This is a genomic window from Pseudomonas syringae KCTC 12500 (assembly GCF_000507185.2).
Lineage (GTDB): Bacteria > Pseudomonadota > Gammaproteobacteria > Pseudomonadales > Pseudomonadaceae > Aquipseudomonas > Aquipseudomonas syringae.
On sequence record NZ_AYTM02000002.1, the window covers coordinates 5348015 to 5368796 of the forward strand.

General features: G+C 60.8%; 16 protein-coding genes. 10 read left to right on the forward strand and 6 right to left on the reverse strand.

What is annotated here, in order from left to right:
- Positions 1–3: 3 nt before the first annotated feature.
- Complete coding sequence (locus tag V476_RS23900; protein WP_003420659.1) at positions 4–1590, reverse strand: RimK family alpha-L-glutamate ligase; 1587 nt, start codon at positions 1588–1590, stop codon at positions 4–6.
- 93 nt (positions 1591–1683) lie between these two features.
- Between V476_RS23900 and V476_RS23905 the strand changes: the two genes are divergently transcribed.
- Positions 1684–2832, forward strand: coding sequence for a GNAT family N-acetyltransferase/peptidase C39 family protein (locus V476_RS23905; RefSeq protein WP_024960879.1), 1149 nt, complete (start codon positions 1684–1686; stop codon positions 2830–2832).
- Entirely contained in the window at positions 2829–3731 is a 903-nt protein-coding gene (locus V476_RS23910; protein WP_024960880.1) for a polysaccharide deacetylase family protein, read from the forward strand. The genes V476_RS23905 and V476_RS23910 overlap by 4 nt, the downstream gene beginning before the upstream one ends.
- A 20-nt stretch (positions 3732–3751) precedes the next feature.
- Here V476_RS23910 and V476_RS23915 read toward each other — a convergent pair whose 3' ends face one another.
- The 4 genes from V476_RS23915 to V476_RS23930 form a co-directional block, all read right to left on the reverse strand.
- Positions 3752–5011 carry a metal-dependent hydrolase family protein gene (locus tag V476_RS23915; protein ID WP_024960881.1) on the reverse strand — a complete coding sequence of 420 codons (1260 nt, stop codon included), beginning with the start codon at positions 5009–5011 and terminating at the stop codon, positions 3752–3754.
- A complete protein-coding gene (locus V476_RS23920; protein ID WP_024665519.1) occupies positions 5008–6318 on the reverse strand; it encodes an MFS transporter in 1311 nt (436 codons plus the stop codon). The genes V476_RS23915 and V476_RS23920 overlap by 4 nt, the downstream gene beginning before the upstream one ends.
- Before the next feature lie 188 nt (positions 6319–6506).
- Complete coding sequence (locus V476_RS23925; RefSeq protein ID WP_024960882.1) at positions 6507–7418, reverse strand: LysR substrate-binding domain-containing protein; 912 nt, start codon at positions 7416–7418, stop codon at positions 6507–6509.
- A gap of 24 nt (positions 7419–7442) precedes the next feature.
- Positions 7443–8348 carry a LysR substrate-binding domain-containing protein gene (locus V476_RS23930; RefSeq protein WP_024960883.1) on the reverse strand — a complete coding sequence of 302 codons (906 nt, stop codon included), beginning with the start codon at positions 8346–8348 and terminating at the stop codon, positions 7443–7445.
- Positions 8349–8498: 150 nt separating this feature from the next.
- Here V476_RS23930 and ydiJ point away from each other — a divergent pair, with 150 nt between their 5' ends.
- Positions 8499–11546, forward strand: a complete 3048-nt coding sequence (gene ydiJ / locus V476_RS23935) for a D-2-hydroxyglutarate dehydrogenase YdiJ (RefSeq protein WP_024960884.1) — start codon at positions 8499–8501, stop codon at positions 11544–11546.
- 128 nt (positions 11547–11674) lie between these two features.
- Here the strand turns inward: ydiJ and yghX are convergent, their stop codons facing one another.
- Positions 11675–12562, reverse strand: coding sequence for a YghX family hydrolase (yghX, locus tag V476_RS23940; RefSeq protein ID WP_003346726.1), 888 nt, complete (start codon positions 12560–12562; stop codon positions 11675–11677).
- A 403-nt stretch (positions 12563–12965) separates the two neighbouring features.
- Between yghX and V476_RS23945 the strand changes: the two genes are divergently transcribed.
- The 7 genes from V476_RS23945 (at position 12966) to V476_RS23975 (ending at position 20760) form a co-directional block, all read left to right on the forward strand.
- A complete protein-coding gene (locus V476_RS23945; RefSeq protein ID WP_024960885.1) occupies positions 12966–14021 on the forward strand; it encodes a GGDEF domain-containing protein in 1056 nt (351 codons plus the stop codon).
- 107 nt (positions 14022–14128) lie between these two features.
- The gene (locus tag V476_RS23950) at positions 14129–15079 is read left to right on the forward strand and encodes a LysR family transcriptional regulator (protein WP_003346732.1); all 951 of its coding nucleotides are present in this window, start codon (positions 14129–14131) and stop codon (positions 15077–15079) included.
- Between the two features lie 319 nt (positions 15080–15398).
- Positions 15399–16859, forward strand: coding sequence for an NAD(P)-binding domain-containing protein (locus V476_RS23955; RefSeq protein ID WP_024960886.1), 1461 nt, complete (start codon positions 15399–15401; stop codon positions 16857–16859).
- The gene (locus V476_RS23960; RefSeq protein ID WP_017279784.1) at positions 16856–17830 is read left to right on the forward strand and encodes an ABC transporter permease; all 975 of its coding nucleotides are present in this window, start codon (positions 16856–16858) and stop codon (positions 17828–17830) included. The genes V476_RS23955 and V476_RS23960 overlap by 4 nt, the downstream gene beginning before the upstream one ends.
- Positions 17827–18747 (forward strand): ABC transporter permease, encoded by a 921-nt coding sequence (locus V476_RS23965; RefSeq protein ID WP_024960887.1) that lies wholly within the window; start codon positions 17827–17829, stop codon positions 18745–18747. The genes V476_RS23960 and V476_RS23965 overlap by 4 nt, the downstream gene beginning before the upstream one ends.
- Positions 18744–19757 carry an ABC transporter ATP-binding protein gene (locus tag V476_RS23970; RefSeq protein WP_024960888.1) on the forward strand — a complete coding sequence of 338 codons (1014 nt, stop codon included), beginning with the start codon at positions 18744–18746 and terminating at the stop codon, positions 19755–19757. Before V476_RS23965 ends, V476_RS23970 begins: the two co-directional genes overlap by 4 nt.
- Positions 19747–20760 carry an ABC transporter ATP-binding protein gene (locus tag V476_RS23975; RefSeq protein ID WP_024960889.1) on the forward strand — a complete coding sequence of 338 codons (1014 nt, stop codon included), beginning with the start codon at positions 19747–19749 and terminating at the stop codon, positions 20758–20760. The genes V476_RS23970 and V476_RS23975 overlap by 11 nt, the downstream gene beginning before the upstream one ends.
- The last annotated feature ends 22 nt before the right edge of the window (positions 20761–20782 follow it).

The window sequence follows — 20782 nt, forward strand, 5'->3', positions numbered from 1 at the left end:
GTTTTACCATGCCTGACCGAGGCGCTTGAGCTCCAGACGGCGGACGAACTCTTCCAGCACCAGGCTGTACAGATCATCCTGCAGATAAGCGTCTTCGATGCCGGCATCCAGGTTCGGGTTGTCGTTGACCTCGATCACCACCACTTGATCGCCTGACTGTTTCAAGTCCACGCCATACAAGCCGTCACCAATCAGGTTGGCGGTCTTGAGCGCCAGTTCGACCACGGCGCGCGGCGCTTCGTGCACCGCCAGCGTGCGGCATTCGCCAATCACCTCGGCACCGATCGCCTTGTGGTTGTAGATCTGCCAATGCCCCTTGGACATGAAGTATTGGCAGGCGAATATCGGTTTGCGATTGAGAATGCCAATGCGCCAGTCGTACTCGGTGTAGAAAAACTCCTGAGCCAGCAGCAATACCGAGTGCTCGAACAACTGGGTCGTCGCTGTGTGCATTTCCTCGGGCGTGCTGACCTTGATAACACCTCTGGAAAAGCAGCCATCGGGAATCTTCAATACCAGCGGGAAGCCCAGGCGTGTGGCCACGTGCTGCAGTTCTTCCGGGCGGTCCTTGTAAAGGATTTCCGTTCGCGGCATGCCCAGATCATGGCTTTTGAGCAGGTCGGTCAGGTACACCTTGTTGGTGCAGCGCAGGATCGAGGTAGAGTCGTCCATGACCACCAGCCCCTCGCTTTCGGCCTTCTTGGCAAAGCGATAGGTGTGGTTGTCGACGCTGGTGGTTTCGCGAATCAGCAGCGCGTCGTACTCGGCCAGCCGGGCGTAGTCTTTCTTTTCGATCAGCTCGACATCGATGCCCAGGCGCTGACCGACGCGGATGAAATTGGCCAGCGCCTCAGGGTTGGACGGCGGCAGCTGTTCCTGCGGGTCATGCAGAATCGCCAGGTCGTAGCGGGCCATGCGCCGGGAACTGGGCTGGCGCCAGACGTTGCGGCTGAAGCCTTCCAGCGCCGTGGCGAACTCATCCTGCTGATCTTCGCGCAAACGCGGCAGAGCGCCGGCCTTGATACCCGCAATATGCCAATTGTCGCGCTTGCGAAACTCCACCATCAGGATCGGGCAGGGGAAGACTTCAAACAACTGACGGGCAAGATCCTTCAACGGCTCAAGTGTGGTCTGGCCAAAGTACAGTGTCAGGGTAAACCCTTCGGTGTCGTCATAAGGGTGATCCTCAAGTGCGGTCTCCAGCAACTTGTCCAGGTCATCGAGGGCCAGGCCGTAGAGTGACTTGCGGGTCAACTCGCTGATGGTCTTTACCGAGGGAATGACATTGTGCTGGCGCGCTTCGGCCAGCAGGGAACAGTAATAACCGTGGCCCAGGTATTTGTAGCTGCGGCACAGGTTGATGACTTGCACACGCCTGCCTGCCGTGGCTTTCAGCGGTTTTTCCAGGTAGTCCTGGGCGCTGATCAAGTCTTCGCTGGGAAAGTACGATGCCCAGTCTTCGAGGCGTTCGACAATAATCACCAGTTGCCTCTGCGCTGCAAAGAGTGTTGTGGGGTCTGCACGTCGGGTTGTTGCTGAAAGCGCAAGTTGCGCAGATACTTCGTTCATCTTCACCTGTGCCGCTGACATGTGTAATCGATCCGATGGGAAACAAGTCCTTTCTATTAAGCATGTGCTTTTTGAAATGTCCCGTTTCGTTACACAACTTTTACGGCGGTGCAGATGGACTTTATATTTCGAGATGCAGTTGAAACCGATGTCGACGACTTGCTGCTTCTGGAGAACCAGTGTTTTGACGGCGACCGTCTGACCGCGCGCAGCTTCCACTGGATGATCCGCCGCGCCAATGCCAGCCTGATCGTCGCCGAGCAGGCCGGACAGCTCACCGGCTATGCACTGGTGCTGTTTCATCGCGGCACCTCGTTGGGGCGCTTGTATTCGCTGGCGATTGCCGATGCAGCGCGAGGCAAGGGGCTGGGCAGACAGTTGTTGCAACGTGCCGAGCAGCAGGCCGTGGGCCGCGACTGCGCTTACCTGCGCCTTGAGGTGCGCCCCGATAACGGCGCTGCCATCGCGCTTTACGAGCGCAGCGGTTATCGGCGTTTCGCCCAGGTCGACGACTATTATCAAGACCATGCCCCGGCCTTGCGCTACGAAAAACGCATCGTTGAACACGCCCGGCTGTACAGTCGCTCAGTGCCTTACTACCAGCAGACCCTGGAGTTCACCTGTGGCCCGGCCTGTCTGTTGATGGCCATGAAAGCCCTGCAACCTGCGCGCTCGATGGGCCGTGGCGAAGAATTGCAGATCTGGCGCGAGGCGACCACGGTGTTCATGACCTCCGGCCACGGCGGTTGCAGCCCTCAGGGGCTTGCGCTGGCGGCTCTTCAACGGGGCTTCGCGGTGAAGCTGCTGGTATCGGTTTCGGGCCCGTTGTTTCTGGGCGGTGTGCGCAGTGACAACAAGAAACAGGTGATTCGCCTGGTTCACGAGCAATTCTGTGATGCGCTGCAAACCGCAGGAGTGCAGACACTGCCCAATCGCTCGTTGAATCTGCCAGGCCTGCTGGCCGACGGCGGCAAGCCGCTGGTGCTGATCAGCAGTTACCGCCTGACCCGTTCCAAGGCACCGCACTGGGTGATGGTCACCGATTGCGACAGCGATTTTGTCTACCTGCACGATCCCGATATTGATCACAGCCTGCATCGGCAGGCCATCGACTGCCAGCATTTGCCGGTAAGCCATGCCGACTTCAATCGCATGAGTTGTTTCGGTGCCGATAAACTTCGGGCGGCAGTGATTGTGTTTGCCGCGCCTGTGGATGATCATGCGTGCGCTTCAGCAGACCGGCCACAGGATTCCCTACCGTGATTAAGTTCGTGCTCAAGGCGTTTTGCGTACTGACCATCGCTGCGAGCCTGTCGGCCTGCATCAGCGCGCCGATCCCGCTGACCGCGAAAACCGCCGCGCAGCTGCAGCAACAGCCACCGGTTCGATTTCTGCTGACCTTTGACGATGGTCCGAGTGCTTCGACGTTCTACAACCCCAGCATCACCGTGCTCGACAGCCTGGCCGACAATCCGCTGCAGCCAGGCATCAAGGCGGTGTTCTTCGTGCAGACCGGCGCAACCGGTGCGGGTAACAGTGATCAGGGCCGGGCGATCATGCGTCGTCAGCATGAAGAAGGGCACCTGCTGGGCTTTCACACCGCAACGCCGCACCACACCAACCACCGTTCGCTGAGCGATGAGGAACTGGAGCAATCCCTGACCCAGGGCTGCGCGATCATTGCCTCGATCACCGGAGTGCCGACCACCTTGCTGCGTCCGCCGTTCTGGAACTACGACAAACGCACGTTCAGCGCCTATCAGCGCCACCATCTTCAGGTACTGCTCACTGACCTGAGTGCCAATGACGGCAAGATCTGGGGCTATAACTTCAGCCTGCGCCGCCGTTCCAACATGGTCAGCCAGCTCTCGCAGGTGCGCGAGCGCATTGCCGCCGGCGAGCTGCCTGCGGTGGATGGCGTGATTCCGGTGGTGGTGACCTTCCATGACCTGAACCGCTACACCGCGCGGCATGCGCGGGAGTACCTGCAGATTCTGGTCGACAGTGCCGGGCAGACCGGCGTGCGGCTCGCCGACAAGCCGTTCTATGACGACAGCGCGCAGTTGCAGCGCGCGGCACTGGCCCGCACGGTCAAGGCGGCGGGCGAGCCTGTCAGCTTGCCCGGTGCGTGGAGCTGGATCTGGGACCACAACGCGCACTGACGACACGCACTGACCAGGCGTCAGACCAGGGTGTTCTTGCGCACATGACCGCCCTGAACAATCATCGCCAGGTGCTCGCCCTGACCGACCAGGCAACTGATATCGCTCAGCGGGTCGCCATCCACCACCAGCAGATCGGCTATCGCACCGGCGGCGATGCAGCCCAGTTCGCCTTCACGCTGAAGGATCTGCGCCGCCACACTTGTCGCACTGCGCAGCGCTGCCAGATTACCCAGCAGTTCTGCGCGAATCTTCAATTCATGAGTCTGGTACTCATGCATTTCACCCAGCAAATCCGAGCCATAGCCCATCGGAACGCCCGCTTCGGCGAACAGTAACAGGGCATTGCGCCCGGCCTGGCGTACATCCTCGATCTTCGCGACCGAGTCAGCCGGCAGCCCAAAGCGTTCGCCATATTCGGCGAGCATTTCGTAAGTGACTTGGGTAGGTACCGCAAATGCGCCTTTCTCAGCCATCAGCCGCGCGGTGTCGGCATCGACCAGATTGCCATGTTCGATGGTCCTGACGCCGCATTCGATGGCACGGCGAATCGCCCGAGCGGTGTAGGCGTGGGCCATGACGTAGGTGTTCGCCGCGGCAGCCTCATCGACGATGGCGCGAATTTCAGCTTCGCTGTATTGGGTGTTGGCAATCGGGTCGGTTGGCGAGGACACACCGCCCGAGGCCATGATCTTGATCTGGTTGGCGCCTTGCTGCAGCTCTTCGCGTACTGCCAGACGCACGTTGTCGACGCCATCCACCACGCGGGCGATGGCCCCGGCGCGGAAGCAGCAGGAGCAGGGCTCGTTGAGCAGCAGTTCGCCACGTGCGCGCATGTCGCCATGGCCACCGGTCTGCGACAGTGCCTTGCCCGATGCGAAGATGCGCGGGCCGGGAATCAGCCCCATCTGAATCGAACGGGCCAACGCCCAGTCAGCACCCCCGGCATCGCGCACGGTGGTAAAACCACGGTCGAGCATCGCCGCCAGAATCGGCAAGGCGCGGTACATGATGATTGCGTTGGGTTGCAGGGCGTTCATGCCCAGGTTGGCGTTAGAAGCCAGCACGTGCACATGGCAGTCGATCAGGCCGGGCATCAGTGTTCTGCCACCCAGATCGATGACCTGAGCGCCGGACGGGGCCGGTTCACCCTCGGCGCGCACCGCGACAATGCGCTCACCCTCAATCACAACCTCCTGGCCTGAAATCAATTGTCCTTGTTGCACGTCCAGCAGGCGGCCGTTGCGCAGGATCAGGTGTGTGGCTTCAGTGGTACTCATTGGTAAGCTCCAGACAAGGGTTGGTGTGCCGCGGGCGCACGGTCGTGATAAAGCAGTGCGCCAATACCGCTGACGATGGCGGCGAACATGATGTAGAAGGCCGGCGCCAGGTTGCTGCCGGTCGAGGCAATCAGCCAGGTGATAGTGAAGGTGGCAAAACCGCCGAAGATCGTGACGGCGAAGTTGTAGGCCACCGAAAGCCCGGTGGACAGCACGTGGGTTGGCAGCAATTCACCGAAGGCTGCGAGGATCGAGCCGATGTAACCGGAAATCAGCAGACCGAGCACCAGTTCGAAGATCAACAGTGAAAACAGCCCCGGCATCTGGTTGATGAACAGAAACATCGGGTAGGCGCTGAGGAAGATGGCAATGGCCGAGCCCAGCAGCCAGGGGCGATGCCCGCTGCGGTCGGCCATAGCGCCGACAATCGGTGTGGCGACGATCAGTACCGCGCCGCCCATCATGCCAGCGCTGAAGCCCATCCATGACGGCAGGCCGAGCACGCGCTGGGCATAGGAGGGGATATAAAACAGGATGGCATAGGTGCAGACGGTCCACAGCACGACCAGCGAAAAGCTGATCAGGGTTTGTCGCGGGTAGGTCTTGATCACTTCGCGCAGCGGCGATTCGACCGGTTTTGCAGCCTTGTAGGCAGGTGTCTCGTCAACCCGGCTGCGAATATAGAAACCGACCGGTCCGATCAGCGTGCCGATCAGAAACGGCACCCTCCAGCCCCAGCTTTCGAGCTGTGCCTGGGTCAGGTAACTGGACAGCGCCGCGCCCAGCGCGGAACCCAGTAGCACCGCGACGCCGATGCTGGCCTGAATCCAGCTGGAATAGAAGGCTTTTTTGCCCTCAGGCGCATGCTCGGTCAGAAACGCCGTGGCGCTGCCCATCTCGCCACCGGCAGAGAACCCTTGCAGCAGGCGCGCCAGGACAATCAGCAGCGGTGCCAGATAGCCGATCTGCGCGAAGCCGGGGGTCAGCCCGATGATCAGCGTACCCAGCGCCATCAGCAGGATGGTCAGCGACAATGCCGCCTTGCGCCCGCGCTTGTCGCTGTAGATGCCCAGCACAATGCCGCCCACCGGACGCATGAAAAAGCCCACCCCGAAGGTCGCCAGCGCCAGCAGGTAAGACGTCAGTTCGCTGCCAGTGGGGAAGAACACCTTGGCGATGATCACCGAGAAGAAGCTGTAGACCGTGAAGTCAAACCATTCAAGGCCATTGCCGATCACCGTGGCGACCACCGCGCGGCGTGCCTTTTGTTCGTGAGTGCGTGAAGCAGGGGATTGTGGTGTGCTCACTGGATAGGCTCCTGCATGCGATACACGCAGGGAAGCCCCCTGCATAGGCTGCATTGGTTGAGGGGCAGGGTAGGTACGAGTGCGGCTGAGTCAGGTCTTTTTGCCCGTTTCAGTCGAGAGTAGGCGCTGGGCCGATTTTAAGAAAACGCTTATTACGCAGATTTGCATGCGCTAGACGCATGCAGGTTTCAGGGCGATGGTGCCAGGGTGGTTATTTCGTCTGCCAGCCATTTTTCGAAGGCGCGTGCCGCACGTCGAGGCGTCTTGCCGCTGGGTGTCAGCAGGTAATAGCCACCTACCGCGCCGACGCTCTTGCGGCAGGCGGGCACCAGCGCGCCGGACTGCACATGGCGGTCGATCATCGGCTGCCAGCCGAGCACGATGCCGTGCCCGGCGACCGCCAGATCGACCAGCACAGGATACAGATTGACAGTCATGCGCTTACGGATCAGCGAGGCATCGACACCCTGGCGGCCGAACCAGTCACCCCATGACAACCATTGACGCTGGCCGTCTTCGAGCATCAGCAGGCAATGATCCAGCAGTTGCGCGGGCTCCAGCAGGCGCCTGCCCAGATAATCGGGCGAGCAGTAGGCGTTGACCGATTCGGCGAACAGCAGACGGCCGTCGAGACCCGCCGGTGAGACTTCGCGCAGAAAATACAGCGCCAGATCGAATTCGGCGCGAATCAGCGAATCCAGCCCATCGACCACGCGCAGGCGGATATCCACGGCCGGGAAGGCGTCGCGATAACGTCCCAGCAAAGGCCCCAGCCACAAGGCTGCCACGCCGCTGGAGCATGCCAGAGTCAGTTGCTGATCGCCGCTGTGAGTGATCACCTGAGCGGTAGCCTCGGCGCACAGGGTCAGTACGCGCTGGATCTGCTCGGCATAAATCTGCCCGGCGACCGTCAAATGAATGCGCTTGTGTTCGCGACGAAACAGCGCGCGACCGAGAAATTCCTCCAGTTGCGCGACCTGACGGCTGATCGCGCTTTGGGTCAGGTTCAGTTCGGTGGCTGCACGCGTGAAGCTGCCATGCCGGACGGCAGCTTCGAAAGCGATCAGGTTCGGCAGCGGCGGAAGGGGCTCGATACGCACAGTGGCTCCTGTTGCGGGCAGGTTTTACAAAGGGTCGGGAAACGGCGTCGACAGCAGCCATTCCCTGAACACACACAGCGATGGCAGGTTCTGAAAACGCGTGGCGTAAGCCAGGTAATAATTTCGTCCGCTGTCCAGAGGCTCGAACAGGGTGACCAGTTCGCCGCTGTGGATTTCGTCCTGCACCAGAATGCGCGGGACCAGTGCGATACCAATGCCGGCCGCGACGGCCTGGATCAGGTGCGAAGTCAGTTCGAAGCTCGGACCGGGGCGCATGATGTGGTGGTCCAGCCGATTACTGTCGAACCAGTCCGACCAGGCATTGGGCCGCGACACCACGCTCAGCAACGCATGCTGGGCCACCTGCGTCGGGGTCATCGACTGGTAGCCGGCAAGGGCAGCCGGGCTGGCAATGACCACCAGTTTTTCACTGACCAGCGGATGGGCGATATAACCGGGCCAGTTGCCGTTGCCGGCACAGATGATCGCGTTCATTTCGCTGGCGGCGGGCGTCAGGTCGGCATGCACGATGCGTGAATGGATATGCACCACATAGCCCGGATGGCGGGTGTAAAAGTCATTCATGCGTGGCAGCAGCCACTTCGAGCCGAAGGTCGGCAGCACGGCCAGATGCAGTGTGCCGCCTTCGGCCTTGTGCGCGATGGTTTGCAGGGTCGCACTGCGGATGCGGCCCAGCGCGGCAGCCAGCTCATGCTGATACAGCGCGCCTGCGGTGGTCAGCTCGATGCGTCTGCCATCACGCTTGAACAGTTCGACTTCCAGTTGTGCCTCCAGCGCCTGCACCTGCCGGCTGACGGCGCTCTGGGTCAGGGCCAGTTCGTCTGCGGCCTTGGTGAAGCTGCCATGCCGCGCGGCGGCCTCGAAGGCGAGCAGCAGCGACATGGAGGGCGTCAGTCTTCGGGTGTTCATTCATAAAGCTCATGGAAAAACGGCAGGTTTTACGTTTGCACTGAGGCATGACACACCGGAGAATCACGCTAACCGTTGATAACGCCATGCATTCGAGCGTTTCGAAGCATACGTGCTTTGCATATAAAACGCCTAGCGAGGAAGACCACCATGATTGCGCTGTTGAAACCGACCTCTGAGCAGATCGGTCACTATGACCGTTTCCTCAATGCCCTGGCGGAGGCCAGCTTTCGTGGCGAAATAGCCCGTGACCACGGTTCGCGCACAGTGCTGGCCACTGACAACTCCATCTACCAGCGCCTGCCACAGGCTGCCGTGTTCCCTATGGACAGCCATGACGTCGCAATCGTCGCCCGTCTGGCGGCGCGGCCCGAGCACCAACAGGTGGTGTTGACCCCGCGCGGCGGCGGCACCGGGACCAACGGACAATCGCTGACCGACGGTGTGGTGGTCGACCTGTCGCGGCACATGAACGCTATTCTCGAGATCAACGTCGAAGAACGCTGGGTGCGCGTGCAGACCGGTGTGGTCAAGGACCAGCTCAATGCCGCGCTCAAGCCGCACGGGCTGTTTTTCGCACCGGAACTGTCGACATCCAACCGTGCCACGATTGGCGGCATGATCAACACCGATGCCAGCGGGCAGGGCAGTTGCACCTACGGCAAGACCCGTGACCACGTTCTTGAACTGTCCACGGTGTTGCTGGGCGGTTCGTACGTCAGCAGCCATGCATTGGCTGCCGAGCAACTGGCCAGCGAACAGGCACGTATCGACCGCGCAGGTGACGTTTATCGCTGCGCGCAGCAGATTGCCGATACGCAGGCCCAATTGATCAAGGATGTCTTTCCACCGCTTAACCGCTGCCTGACTGGCTACGATCTGGCGCACCTGCGCGAGGAAGACGGGCGTTTCAACCTCAACAGCGTACTCTGCGGTTCTGAAGGCTCGCTGGGTTTTATCGTCGAGGCTCGACTCAACGTCCTGCCGATCCCCAAACATTCGATTCTGGTCAACGTTCGCTATGCCGGTTTCATGGACGCTCTGCGGGACGCCAAGGCCTTGATGGCGCACAAGCCGCTGTCCATCGAGACGGTGGACTCCAAGGTGCTGATGCTGGCCATGCAGGATATCGTCTGGCATGGCGTCGCCGAGTATTTCCCCCAGGACCCTGCGACGCCGACGCTGGGCATCAACCTGATCGAATTCAGCGGCGATGAATTGAGTGAGGTGGAACAGCGCGTTCATGCGTTCGTTGCGCATTTGCAGACTGACACGTCGGTGCTGCGCCTGGGCCATACGCTGGCGGCTGGCAGCGCAGCGGTGAACCGCGTCTACACCATGCGCAAGCGCTCGGTGGGGCTGCTTGGCAACGTCAAGGGTGAAGCCAGGCCGCAGCCGTTTGTCGAAGACACTGCCGTGCCGCCGGAAAATCTCGCCGACTACATTCAGGAGTTCCGTGCGCTGCTGGACAGCTACGGGCTGCAATACGGCATGTTTGGCCACGTGGATGCCGGTGTGCTGCACGTGCGACCGATTCTGGACATGAAGGACCCCGCGCAGGCGGCGCTGATTCGGCCAATCTCCGACGCCGTCGCCGCGCTGACAAAGCGCTACGGCGGGCTGCTCTGGGGCGAGCATGGCAAGGGCTTGCGTTCGCAATACGTGCCTGAATATTTCGGCGAGTTGTATCCCGCATTGCAGGCTCTCAAGGCCGCCTGCGACCCGTTCAACCAGCTCAACCCCGGCAAAATCGCCACGCCTGCCACAGTGCCGGAATCGCGCCTGACGCTAGTGGATGAAGTGATGTTGCGCGGTGATCTGGATCGCACGATCGATGAACGGGTCTGGCAAAGCTACGACAGCGCATTGCACTGCAATGGCAATGGCGCCTGTTACAACTATGACACCGACGACGCCATGTGCCCGTCGTGGAAAGCCACCCGTGACCGCATTCACTCACCCAAGGGCCGCGCTTCGCTGGTCAGGGAATGGCTGCGCCTGCAAGGCGAGCAGGACGTCAATGTCCTCACCGCCAGCGCCAGGGCGCGCAGTGCCAATGTGCTGAAAAGCCTTGCCGAGCGAACCGTCAACAGCGTCGCCAGGGTGGCGGGGCAGAAGGATTTCTCCCACGAAGTCTACGACGCCATGGCCGGTTGCCTGGCCTGCAAGTCCTGCGCGGGGCAGTGCCCGGTGAAGGTCAACGTGCCCGAATTCCGTTCGCGTTTTCTCGAGCTGTACCACAGCCGTTACCTGCGCCCGATCAAGGATTACCTGATTGGCTCGCTGGAGTTCAGCATCCCGCACCTGGCGCGCTTTCCGAAGCTGTACAACGCGATCATGGGCGCAAGGCCGGTGCGTTACCTGCTTGAGCATGCAGCCGGCATGGTCGATAGCCCGTTATTGAGCCTGACCGACTTCCGCGCGGCGTGCGCTCGCTGGAATGTGGGCATCGCCACGCCGCAGCGTCTGGCCGCGTTGAGCGAGCAGGAGCGCAAGCGCACGGTGGTGCTGGTTCAGGATGCATTCACCCGATATTTCGAGACCCCGCTGGCGGCAGACTGGCTGGAGCTGATTTCGCGCCTCGGTTATCAGGTCTACCTCGCACCCTTTGCGCCCAATGGCAAGCCGCTGCAGGTGCAGGGTTTTCTGCAGGCGTTCGAGAAGGCTGCCGCTTTCAACAGTCAGTCGCTGGGCAAGCTGGCCGGGTACGGCATCCCGCTGATCGGTCTGGACCCGGCCATGACCCTGGTTTATCGCCAGGAGTACAGCAAGACGCTGGGCAGCGAGAATGTACCCGAGGTCATGCTGCCGCAGGAGTGGCTGGCGTCCACGGTCGAGGAAGGTCGTGATGGTGCGTCGGCAGAAACGTACTACTTCCTGCCGCATTGCACTGAAAAGACCAACGAGCCCGCCAGTGTCGGCCTCTGGCAGAAAGCCTTCGCCCGCGCCGGGCTCAAACTGGAGGTACTGGCCAGCGGTTGCTGCGGCATGTCCGGCACCTATGGGCATGAAACCCGAAACGCGAAAACCAGCGACACCATTTACCGTCAGTCCTGGCAGCCGCTGGTGGCCAGGCATGGTGCTGAAGATCGACTGGTCGCCGATGGCTACTCATGCCGCAGCCAGGTCAAACGCCAGGATGGCAAAGTGGTGAAGCATCCCTTGCAAGTACTGCTGGAGCGGGTGAGGGCGCTATAGAGAGGACGCGGAGCGTCTAGAACGGCATGACGACGCGGAGCGTCGCACGATAGTGGTTTTTTCCAGCGTGGGAATGCCTTGCGTGACGCTGCGCGTCACAGATCTGTGCCGCGCCGCTCAATCAGAACTTAAACCAGGTACTTGTTGAACCACCCCAATGTACGGTCCCAGGCCAGTTTGGCCGCTGCTTCGTCGTAACGTGGCGTGGAGTCGTTGTGGAAACCGTGATTGGCGCCCGGATAAATGTACGTTTCGTACGTCTTGCCCGCCGCTTTCAAGGCTTTTTCATAGGCTGGCCAGCCTTCGTTGATACGAGTATCCAGTTCGCCGTAGTGAATCATCACCGGCGCCTTGATCTTCACCACGTCTTCGGCATTGGGTTGACGCCCGTAGAACGACACCGCAGCGCCCAGCTCCGGATACGCGACCGCCGCGGCATTGGCCACACCGCCCCCGTAGCAGAAACCGGTGATGCCGACCTTGCCGGTGGTCGCGTCATGCTTCATCAGCCACTCGATGGCGGCAAAGAAGTCGTTCATGAGCTTTTCCGGATTGACCGTCTGCTGCAGTTCACGACCCTTGTCATCGTTGCCCGGATAGCCGCCGACCGAGGACAGCCCGTCAGGCGCCAGCGCAATGAAACCGGCTTTGGCAACGCGGCGCGCCACGTCTTCGATGTACGGGTTCAAGCCGCGATTCTCATGTGCGACAACCACTGCCGGTACTTTTTCGGCCGCTTTGGCCGGACGTACCAGATAGCCGCGAACCTGACCATGCCCCTTGGGCGAAGGGTAGGAAACATACTCGGCAATAATGTCCGGGTCGGTAAATTCCACCTGTTCGGCCAGCGCGTAGTTGGGGCTCAACGAGGCAAGCAGCGCGCTGGCGGTGAGGCCGCCAAAGGTGAACAGCGCTGCACGATCGAGAAACTCGCGCCGGTTGATCCTGCCGTGTGCGTAGTAGTCATAAAGCTCAAGCAGTTCAGGCGCAAAGTCTTTTGCAGTAAGACGTTCCATCGGTATGCTTCCTTCCGAATCATTCAGGGCGGCCTGCATCTTGGCGGGCTGACGAGCAATACATGATCAATACAATATCCGCTCCCGATAGTATTTCCGGTGAATCAGGATCGCTACTGTAAAACGACGAAAAACCGCCATCCGTTGCCAGTGGCTGCAAACGCACAACAGGTTGTCGGTCGCTGCCTACGGTCAGCGGCATGCGAAAAAGTCAGGCTTCGGATTGCACTACCGGTGCTCGATGAGGTCCATGCTCACTCCTGCAGCATGTCACGGGGTTCGGGCGCTGCAGACCAACATATTATCCAGTCGCTGTATAACGCGGCGTCGGTTCAGCCCCACAATACATCATGATCTCACCTACGCTGATGGTCATATTCCACCTGCATTTCGAGATGACGTGATGATGAGCCTTCCGGCGGAAGACCGCACCCAGCTGTTCAAGGACACGGCTACCCAGTTCTGGAAACACATCACCCCGATCGTTTATGTCGCTCTGGGCATTCACTGTGTGTTGCTGACGGTGTTCCTGGGGCTGGGCATGAAGATCATGTGGATCGCGAACATCGTCAGCACGCTGGTTTACGTCAGCTGCATCTACCTGATCCGCAGGGGGCGGCATCGCCAAGCCGGACAACTGATGTCCCTGGAGATCATTGGCCATGCCGTGCTCGCGACGTGGCAACTGGGCTGGGAAAGCAACTTCAGCTTTTACATATTCTGCGTGATTCCCGTCATTGCCTTCACCTTCCAACTGAACGTCGTCAGACGAATTGTCTACAGCGTTGCGATCTTGATGTCGCTAGTGGGCTGCTTCGCCTTTCGTCGATATACGGGGCAGGGATCCGGTCTAAGCCAGAACGTGCTCGATGCGTTCGGTATCGTCAACGTACTCACAGCGACCACTCTGTCGATTTACGCCACTGCATTGTCGGTGCGTTTCACCTCGTCGATGCAACTGAGCCTGTTTCATATCGCCAACCGCGACAGCCTGACCAATCTCTACACGCGCAGACGAGTACTGCATCGGATACGCGAACTGGAAGCCAGGCGGCAGGGGCTGTCGGCTTCGTTGATCCTGCTGGACATCGATCATTTCAAACAGATCAATGATATCCACGGGCATGAAACCGGTGATTTGGTTCTGCAACGGGTCGCCGAGATCATCGGTTCAAGCGTGCGCAGCAGCGATATGGCGGCGCGCTGGGGCGGCGAGGAGTTTCTGGTGCTCATGCCGGACACCACGCCCGAAGATGCGCTGCGCGCGGCCGAACGTATCTGGCGGCGTATCGCCGAAGAGGCCGGGCGGATCAATGAGCGCATCATTGCCGTCAGCGCCACGGTTGCTGTGGCGACCATCGGCACAGGCGAGGCGTTCCAGCTGGCCCTCAATCGCGCCGACACGTCGCTGTACATGGGCAAACAGCAGGGCCGGAATCGGGTAATGATCGCTGGTTGAGGTGCTTGCTCACGCCAGGCGCTACCAGCGTGTAGACTTTCGCGCTTTGAACCGGGGAGCACTGTGTCGTGCTTCCTCATCGGCGATGTATCGATCAAGGCATGCTTATGGATTTGCGTCAGCTCGAAGCCTTCGCGGCGGTCATGTCGGCAGGCAGTGTCACGGCGGCAGGGAAAATGCTCGGCCGGTCTCAGCCCTCGGTCACCCGGGCCATCCAGGAACTCGAGCAGGAACTGGGCTTTGCGTTGTTCGAACGCAGCGGGCCGAAGGTCACGCCTACCCACAAGGCGTTCATGATGTATGGCGAAGTGGAAAGCGCGCTGCTGGGGGTGCGCAACATCCGCCAGCGTGCGCAGCACATTGCCCAGGAGGAGAACCACCAGATCAAGCTGGTGGCGATCTCGGCCCTGGCAGCCGGTCTGCTGCCTGCGGCCTTGTCGCGCCTGCCCGAGCATCTGCGTCCGCAACAGATTCAGCTGCAGAGCATGTCTCCGGAGAACGTGGTTCAGGCTGTCCTGTCGAAAACCATGGACCTGGGAGCGGTCAGCCTGCCCCTGGAGCATCGCGGTCTGGAAATCCACTGGATCGGCGAGGCGCCTTGTGTGGCGGTATTGCCCGCCGATTCGGCGCTGGCCGCTCATGAGGTGCTGTCGATGGAGCTGCTGCGTCAGCAAACGTTGATCACCATGGCCAACCCGTATCGCTTTCGTCGACGCATCGACAAGGCGTTTCAGGAGGCGGGTGGTCAGCCGCCGCGCATGCTGGACACCAATACGTCGTTGATTGCCATGCAGATGGCCAGGGTCGGGCTGGGCATTGCGCTGGTCGATCCGTTCACAGCGATGGGCGTGCCGGTGCAAGGCGTGGTCGTCAGACCGATCGCCTGCAACATTCCGTTTTTCTTCGGGCTGATTTCAGCCTTCGCCAGCCCGTTGTCGGATGTGGCGAGCGCGATGATCGATGAAATTGCCGACAGCGCAAAAATCCTCTTACCGGAAATGATCATGCACGAAGCCAGCGCGCATGATGCCCTGTTACAGAGCATATATGCCGAGTGAGAGGAAAATACGGGTTGCATTCAGGCCCTTGCTGCGGGAACGCCTGTCATTAAACGCGCAAGACTGAAAATCGGCGCAGCGCGTCCGTCAACATTCTTCGTAACGCTTCGTTTCATGGTACGCAAAGCGCTCTTACATTCCATTTGGGAATATAAATATGCTTTTTTGCGCGTTGCTAGAATAAAAAACGGCTTTTACTATTCGAATTAAGCATTCAAGGGCTTTAAGAATTCATTTATCACACTATTGGAATGATTCTTGAAGTGCTTTGAATCAAGGCTCGGGCTCGTGGCCCGATCATTTTTTCGAGTACCGATCAATGTCCGATGTAAACGCACCCGCTGGCCTGGCCGCTTTGGAAGCTCGCTTGCAGCAGGATCTGGCCTGGCTGGATCTGCCCGCCAAGCCATGGGTCAAGCCCAGGATCAGCGCAGGGCAGGCCGTGCTCGACGTGGCGATTATCGGTGGAGGCATGGCCGGTCTTGCCCTGTCCGCAGAGCTGCGCAATCTCGGCGTAGCAGCGGTCATTTTCGATCAATCCCCAGCAGGTTTCGAAGGCCCTTGGGCCACTACGGCGCGTATGCAAACCCTGCGCTCGCCAAAGCAGTTGACCGGGCCGGCGCTGGGCTTGCCGGCGCTGACGTTTCGCGCTTGGTACGAAGCGCAATTTGGTGTCGATGGCTGGGCGTTGCTGGACAAGATTCCACGTTTGCAATGGGCCGAGTACCTGCGCTGGTATCGCAAGGTGCTGGCACTGGACATACGCAATGAGCACCGCATTAGCCGGGTAGCGCCCAGAGCGGACGGTCTGATTGAACTGGACGTCGTCACGCCGGTACAGACGCGATTCCTGCTGGCCCGCCATGTGGTGCTCGCTACGGGTCGTGACGGTCTGGGCGGTCCTTGGGTGCCGGACTTTGCCTGGCAGTTGTCGGAGCACTTGTGGACGCATTCGGCGGCGGGTTTGCAGGACAGCTGGTTCGCCGGCAAACGCGTTGCGGTCATTGGCGGTGGCGCATCGGCGATGGATAGCGCCGCCACGGCGCTGGAGGCTGGTGCAACGCGGGTCGATCTGCTGATCCGGCGCGCCGAGCTGCCGCGTATCAACAAAGGCAAGGGCGTCGGTAATCCCGGCATGGTGCATGGCTACTGGCGCCTGCCGGACATCTGGAAATGGCGCATTCGCCATTACCTCAATACCCAGCAAGTGCCACCACCGCGCGGCAGTACGCTCAGAGTGTCCGCTTCCGGCAAGGCGCGGTTCATGCTCGACAGCCCGGTGCTTTTCGTCGAAGAGAGCGCTGCCGGAGGCGTCTGGCTGCATACGCCGAAGGCACGTATCGAGGCAGATTTCGTGGTATTTGCCACCGGGTTTCGCACCGACTTCCGGCAGCGCCCGGAGTTTGCACCATTCTCTGCGCAGATCCGTGTCTGGCAGGATCGCTTCGAAGCACCAAGCGGCGAAACCGATGCTGAGCTGGCTGTGCTGCCGGATCTGGGCAACTGCTTTGAATTTCAGGAAAAGACCCCAGGCGCCTGCCCGGGGCTGAACCACATTCACTGCTTCAGTTATCCGGCCGCGTTGAGCTATGGCGCGGTGTCCGGAGACATTCCTGCCATCAGCGAGGGTTCCAAACGTCTGGCGCATGCCCTGGTCGGGCAGTTGTTCAACGAGGACATCGACCTGCATTTCGACACCATGCTCGATTACGCAGAGCCGGAGCTGCTGGGCGATGAGTGGGTGGTCAGCCAGCCAAGCACTGCAGAGCTGCGCCAATGATCGGCTGGGCGCTGCGTCGGCTGACTCAATCGTTGCTGGTCGTTCTGTTGATGACGCTGGTGGTGTTCGTTGGCCTCAATGCCATCGGCAACCCGATGGACATTCTGGTCGGTGAAGACCTCAATCAGGCCGAGCGTCTGCAGGCCATCGCGCATTTGGGACTGGACCAGCCGCTGTGGCAGCAGTACCTGATTTTTCTCAAGGGCGCGGTTCACGGCAATCTGGGGCAAAGCTTCGTGTATCACGAGGATGCCATGCGCCTGATTCTGCAGCGCTTGCCCGCAACCTTCGAGCTGGCGTTCAGTGCTCTGTTTCTGGCGGTGGTCATCGGTGTGCCGCTGGGCATGTTTGCCGGCATGTACCCCGAGCATCCGCTGTCCCGGCTGATGATGGCCGCCAGCATTGTCGGCTTCTCGCTGCCAGCCTTCTGGGTGGCCTTGATGATGATCATGCTGTTCTCCATCACTCTCGGCTGGCTGCCGGCCAGCGGCCGCGGCGAAACCCGTGAGTGGCTGGGTGTGCAATGGTCATGGCTGACGCTGGACGGTTTGCAGCACCTGTTATTACCAGCGCTGAACCTGGCGTTGTTCAAGATTTCCCTGGTGCTGCGCCTGACCCGTGCAGGCGTACGAGAAGTGCTGCCCCAGGAATTCGTCAAATTCGCCCGGGCCAAGGGGCTGTCACCGATGCGCGTGATGTGCATGCACGTCATGCGCAACACCATGATTCCGGTGGTGACGGTGCTGGCCATGGAACTGGGCTCGACCATCGCCTATGCCGTCGTGACTGAAAGCATTTTCGCCTGGCCGGGTGCTGGCAAGCTGATTCTCGACAGCATCAACATGCTTGATCGCCCGGTGGTGGTCGCTTACCTGATGGTGGTCGTAGTGATTTTCGTGGTGCTCAACCTGATCGTCGACGGCTTGTATTACTTGCTGGACCCACGCGTGCGCATCGAGGCATCCCGATGAATGTCATTGAAAAAGCCCCGATCGGCAGCACGCTGCTGCAGGCCCAGTCGCCCTGGCGACGAGTGCTGACCGAGTTCTTCAGCTCGCCCACGGCGGTGACGGGCCTGGTAGTCCTGCTGATCATTGTGCTGGTTGCAGCCTTGGCGCCGTGGATTGTGGTGCAGAACCCCTACGACCTGATGCAGCTCAACGTCATGGACGCGCGCATGCCGCCTGGCAGCCTCAATGGGGACAGCGGTTACACCTATTGGCTGGGCACTGACGGGCAGGGCCGCGATCTGGTCTCGGCGATTATCTATGGCCTGCGCATCAGCCTGTGGGTCGGCATTGGCTCGGCGTTGATTGCGGCAGTACTCGGTACGCTGCTCGGGCTGGTGTCTGCGTATGTAGGCGGCTGGCTCGATGCCTTGCTGATGCGTCTGGTCGACCTGCTGCTGTCGTTTCCGGTGATTCTCATGGCGCTGATGATTCTTGCCTGGCTGGGCAAGGGTGTCGGCAACGTGATGCTGACCCTGATCTTGCTCGAATGGGCCTATTACGCGCGCACCGCACGCGGTCAGGCGCTGACCGAAAGCCGCCGTGAATACGTCGATGCGGCGCGCGGGCAGGGCGTGGGGCCGCTGCGTATTGTGGTGGGTCACATTCTGCCTAACTGCCTGCCACCGCTGATCGTGATCGGCGCCTTGCAGATCGCCCGCGCTATCACGCTGGAAGCAACCTTGTCGTTTCTCGGCCTGGGCGTGCCGGTCACCGAGCCGTCGCTGGGGCTGCTGATTGCCAATGGCTTTCAATACATGCTCAGCAATGAATACTGGATCAGCCTGTTCCCAGGCCTGGCGCTGTTGATCACGATCGTTGCGATCAATCTGGTCGGTGACCGTTTGCGCGATGTCCTGAACCCGAGGTTACAGCGATGAGCCTGCCTGAAATGTCGTCTGTGCCTCACGCAGTCCAACAGCCGACCCTGGATGTGCGCAACCTGTGCACTTCGTTTCATACCCGCGCCGGGGTGTTGCCGGCGGTGCGCGATGTGTCGCTGCGCGTGGAGCCGGGACGCATTCTCGGCCTGGTCGGTGAGTCCGGTTCGGGCAAGTCGGTCACCGGCTTTTCGATCCTCGGCCTGGTCGATGAGCCTGGGCGCATCAGCGGTGGCCAGGTGCTGTTCAAGGGCAGCGATCTGACCAGACTGTCCGCCTCGCAACTGCGTAGCATTCAGGGCAACCGGGTAGCGATGATCTTTCAGGACCCGATGATGACCCTCAATCCGGTGCTGCGGGTCGATACGCAAATGATCGAGGCCGTACGAGCCCACAGCCCGCTGCGCAAGCGCGAGGCCCGCGAACATGCCAGCCGCACGCTGGCGCTGATGGGCATCGCCAGCCCGGAAGAACGTTTGCGCGCCTATCCGCATCAGTTGTCCGGCGGCATGCGCCAGCGGGTGGCGATTGCCATTGCACTGCTGCATGCACCGGACCTGATCATCGCTGATGAGCCGACCACCGCGCTGGACGTGACCATTCAGGCGCAGATTCTCAGTGAAGTGCAGAAGCTGGTGCGCGAGCAGGGCACTTCACTGATCTGGATCACCCATGATCTTTCCGTGATCGCAGGGCTGGCTGACGATGTGGCGGTGATGTACGCCGGACGCATCGTCGAGCAGGGGCCGGTCGCCGATGTCCTGGATCGTCCGCAGCATCCCTATACACAGGGGCTGATCGACAGCCTGCCAAGTCGCAACCAGCGCGGCCAGCGCCTGCGGCAGATCCCGGGCATGGCACCCGACCTGCTGTCGATGCCGGTCGGTTGTGCTTTCGCGGCGCGCTGCCCCAGAGCCTCGCAGATTTGTGCACAGGAGCCTCAACCCCACGAGGCGCGACCGGGCCAGACGGTTCGCTGTTTTCATCCAGGAGCGGCCGATGCCCAGTGATCAGATTCCCCTCATCGAGCTGCATCAGGTCAGCAAGACCTTCGGCAAGCCCGTGGATGAGCGCTCCGTTCAGGGGCTCCTGCAACGGCTGCACCTTACCCGTGCAAAACCGGTGACCCATGCCGTGGATCGTGTCGATCTGCGCATTGCGCGCGGTGAAGTGGTCGGGCTGGTGGGCGAGTCAGGCTGTGGCAAATCGACCCTGGGGCGCATGGTTGCCGGTCTGCTGCCGGTCTCTTCAGGCACTACACTGGTGGACGGCAAACCGCTGGAGAGCCTGACCCCGCAGGAGCGCAAGGCGCTGCGCCTGAAAGTGCAGATGATTTTTCAGGACCCATCATCGAGTTTGAATCCGCGCCTGCGGGTCGACCGGATCGTCGGCGAAGGTGCACTGTTGCACGGCCTGACCGACCGCAAGGGCGCAGATGATTACGTCAGTGCGCAATTGCAGCGTGCCGGGCTCAGCCCGCAATTGCGCCAGCGCTATCCGCATCAGTTCAGCGGTGGCCAGCGCCAGCGCATCGGGATTGCCCGTGCGCTGGCGGTGCAACCGGAACTGCTGGTGTGCGACGAGTCGGTGGCGGCGCTGGACGTGTCGATTCAGGCGCAGATCCTCAACCTGTTCATGGACCTGCGCGACGAGCTGGGCCTGACCTATCTGTTTATCAGCCATGACCTGGGCGTCGTCGAGCACCTCTGCGACCGGGTCATCGTGATGTATCTGGGCCGTGTGGTCGAGACCGCTTCGGTCGATGACCTGTTCGCGCGGGCCAATCACCCGTACACCCAGGCTTTGCTGGCGCAGATCCCGCGCTTCGATATTCGCAGTACCCGTTATGACGCGATCCAAGGGGAAATCCCCAGCCCGCTTAACCCGCCTGCAGGGTGTCATTTCCACCCTCGCTGCCCGCACGCCATGGCGCGCTGTCGCGAGGAAGTTCCAGCGCTGCGGGAGGTTTCGCCGAATCACCAGAGCGCCTGTCACCTGAATGACCAACGCTGAACGGGCAGCTCAAGCCCGTCAC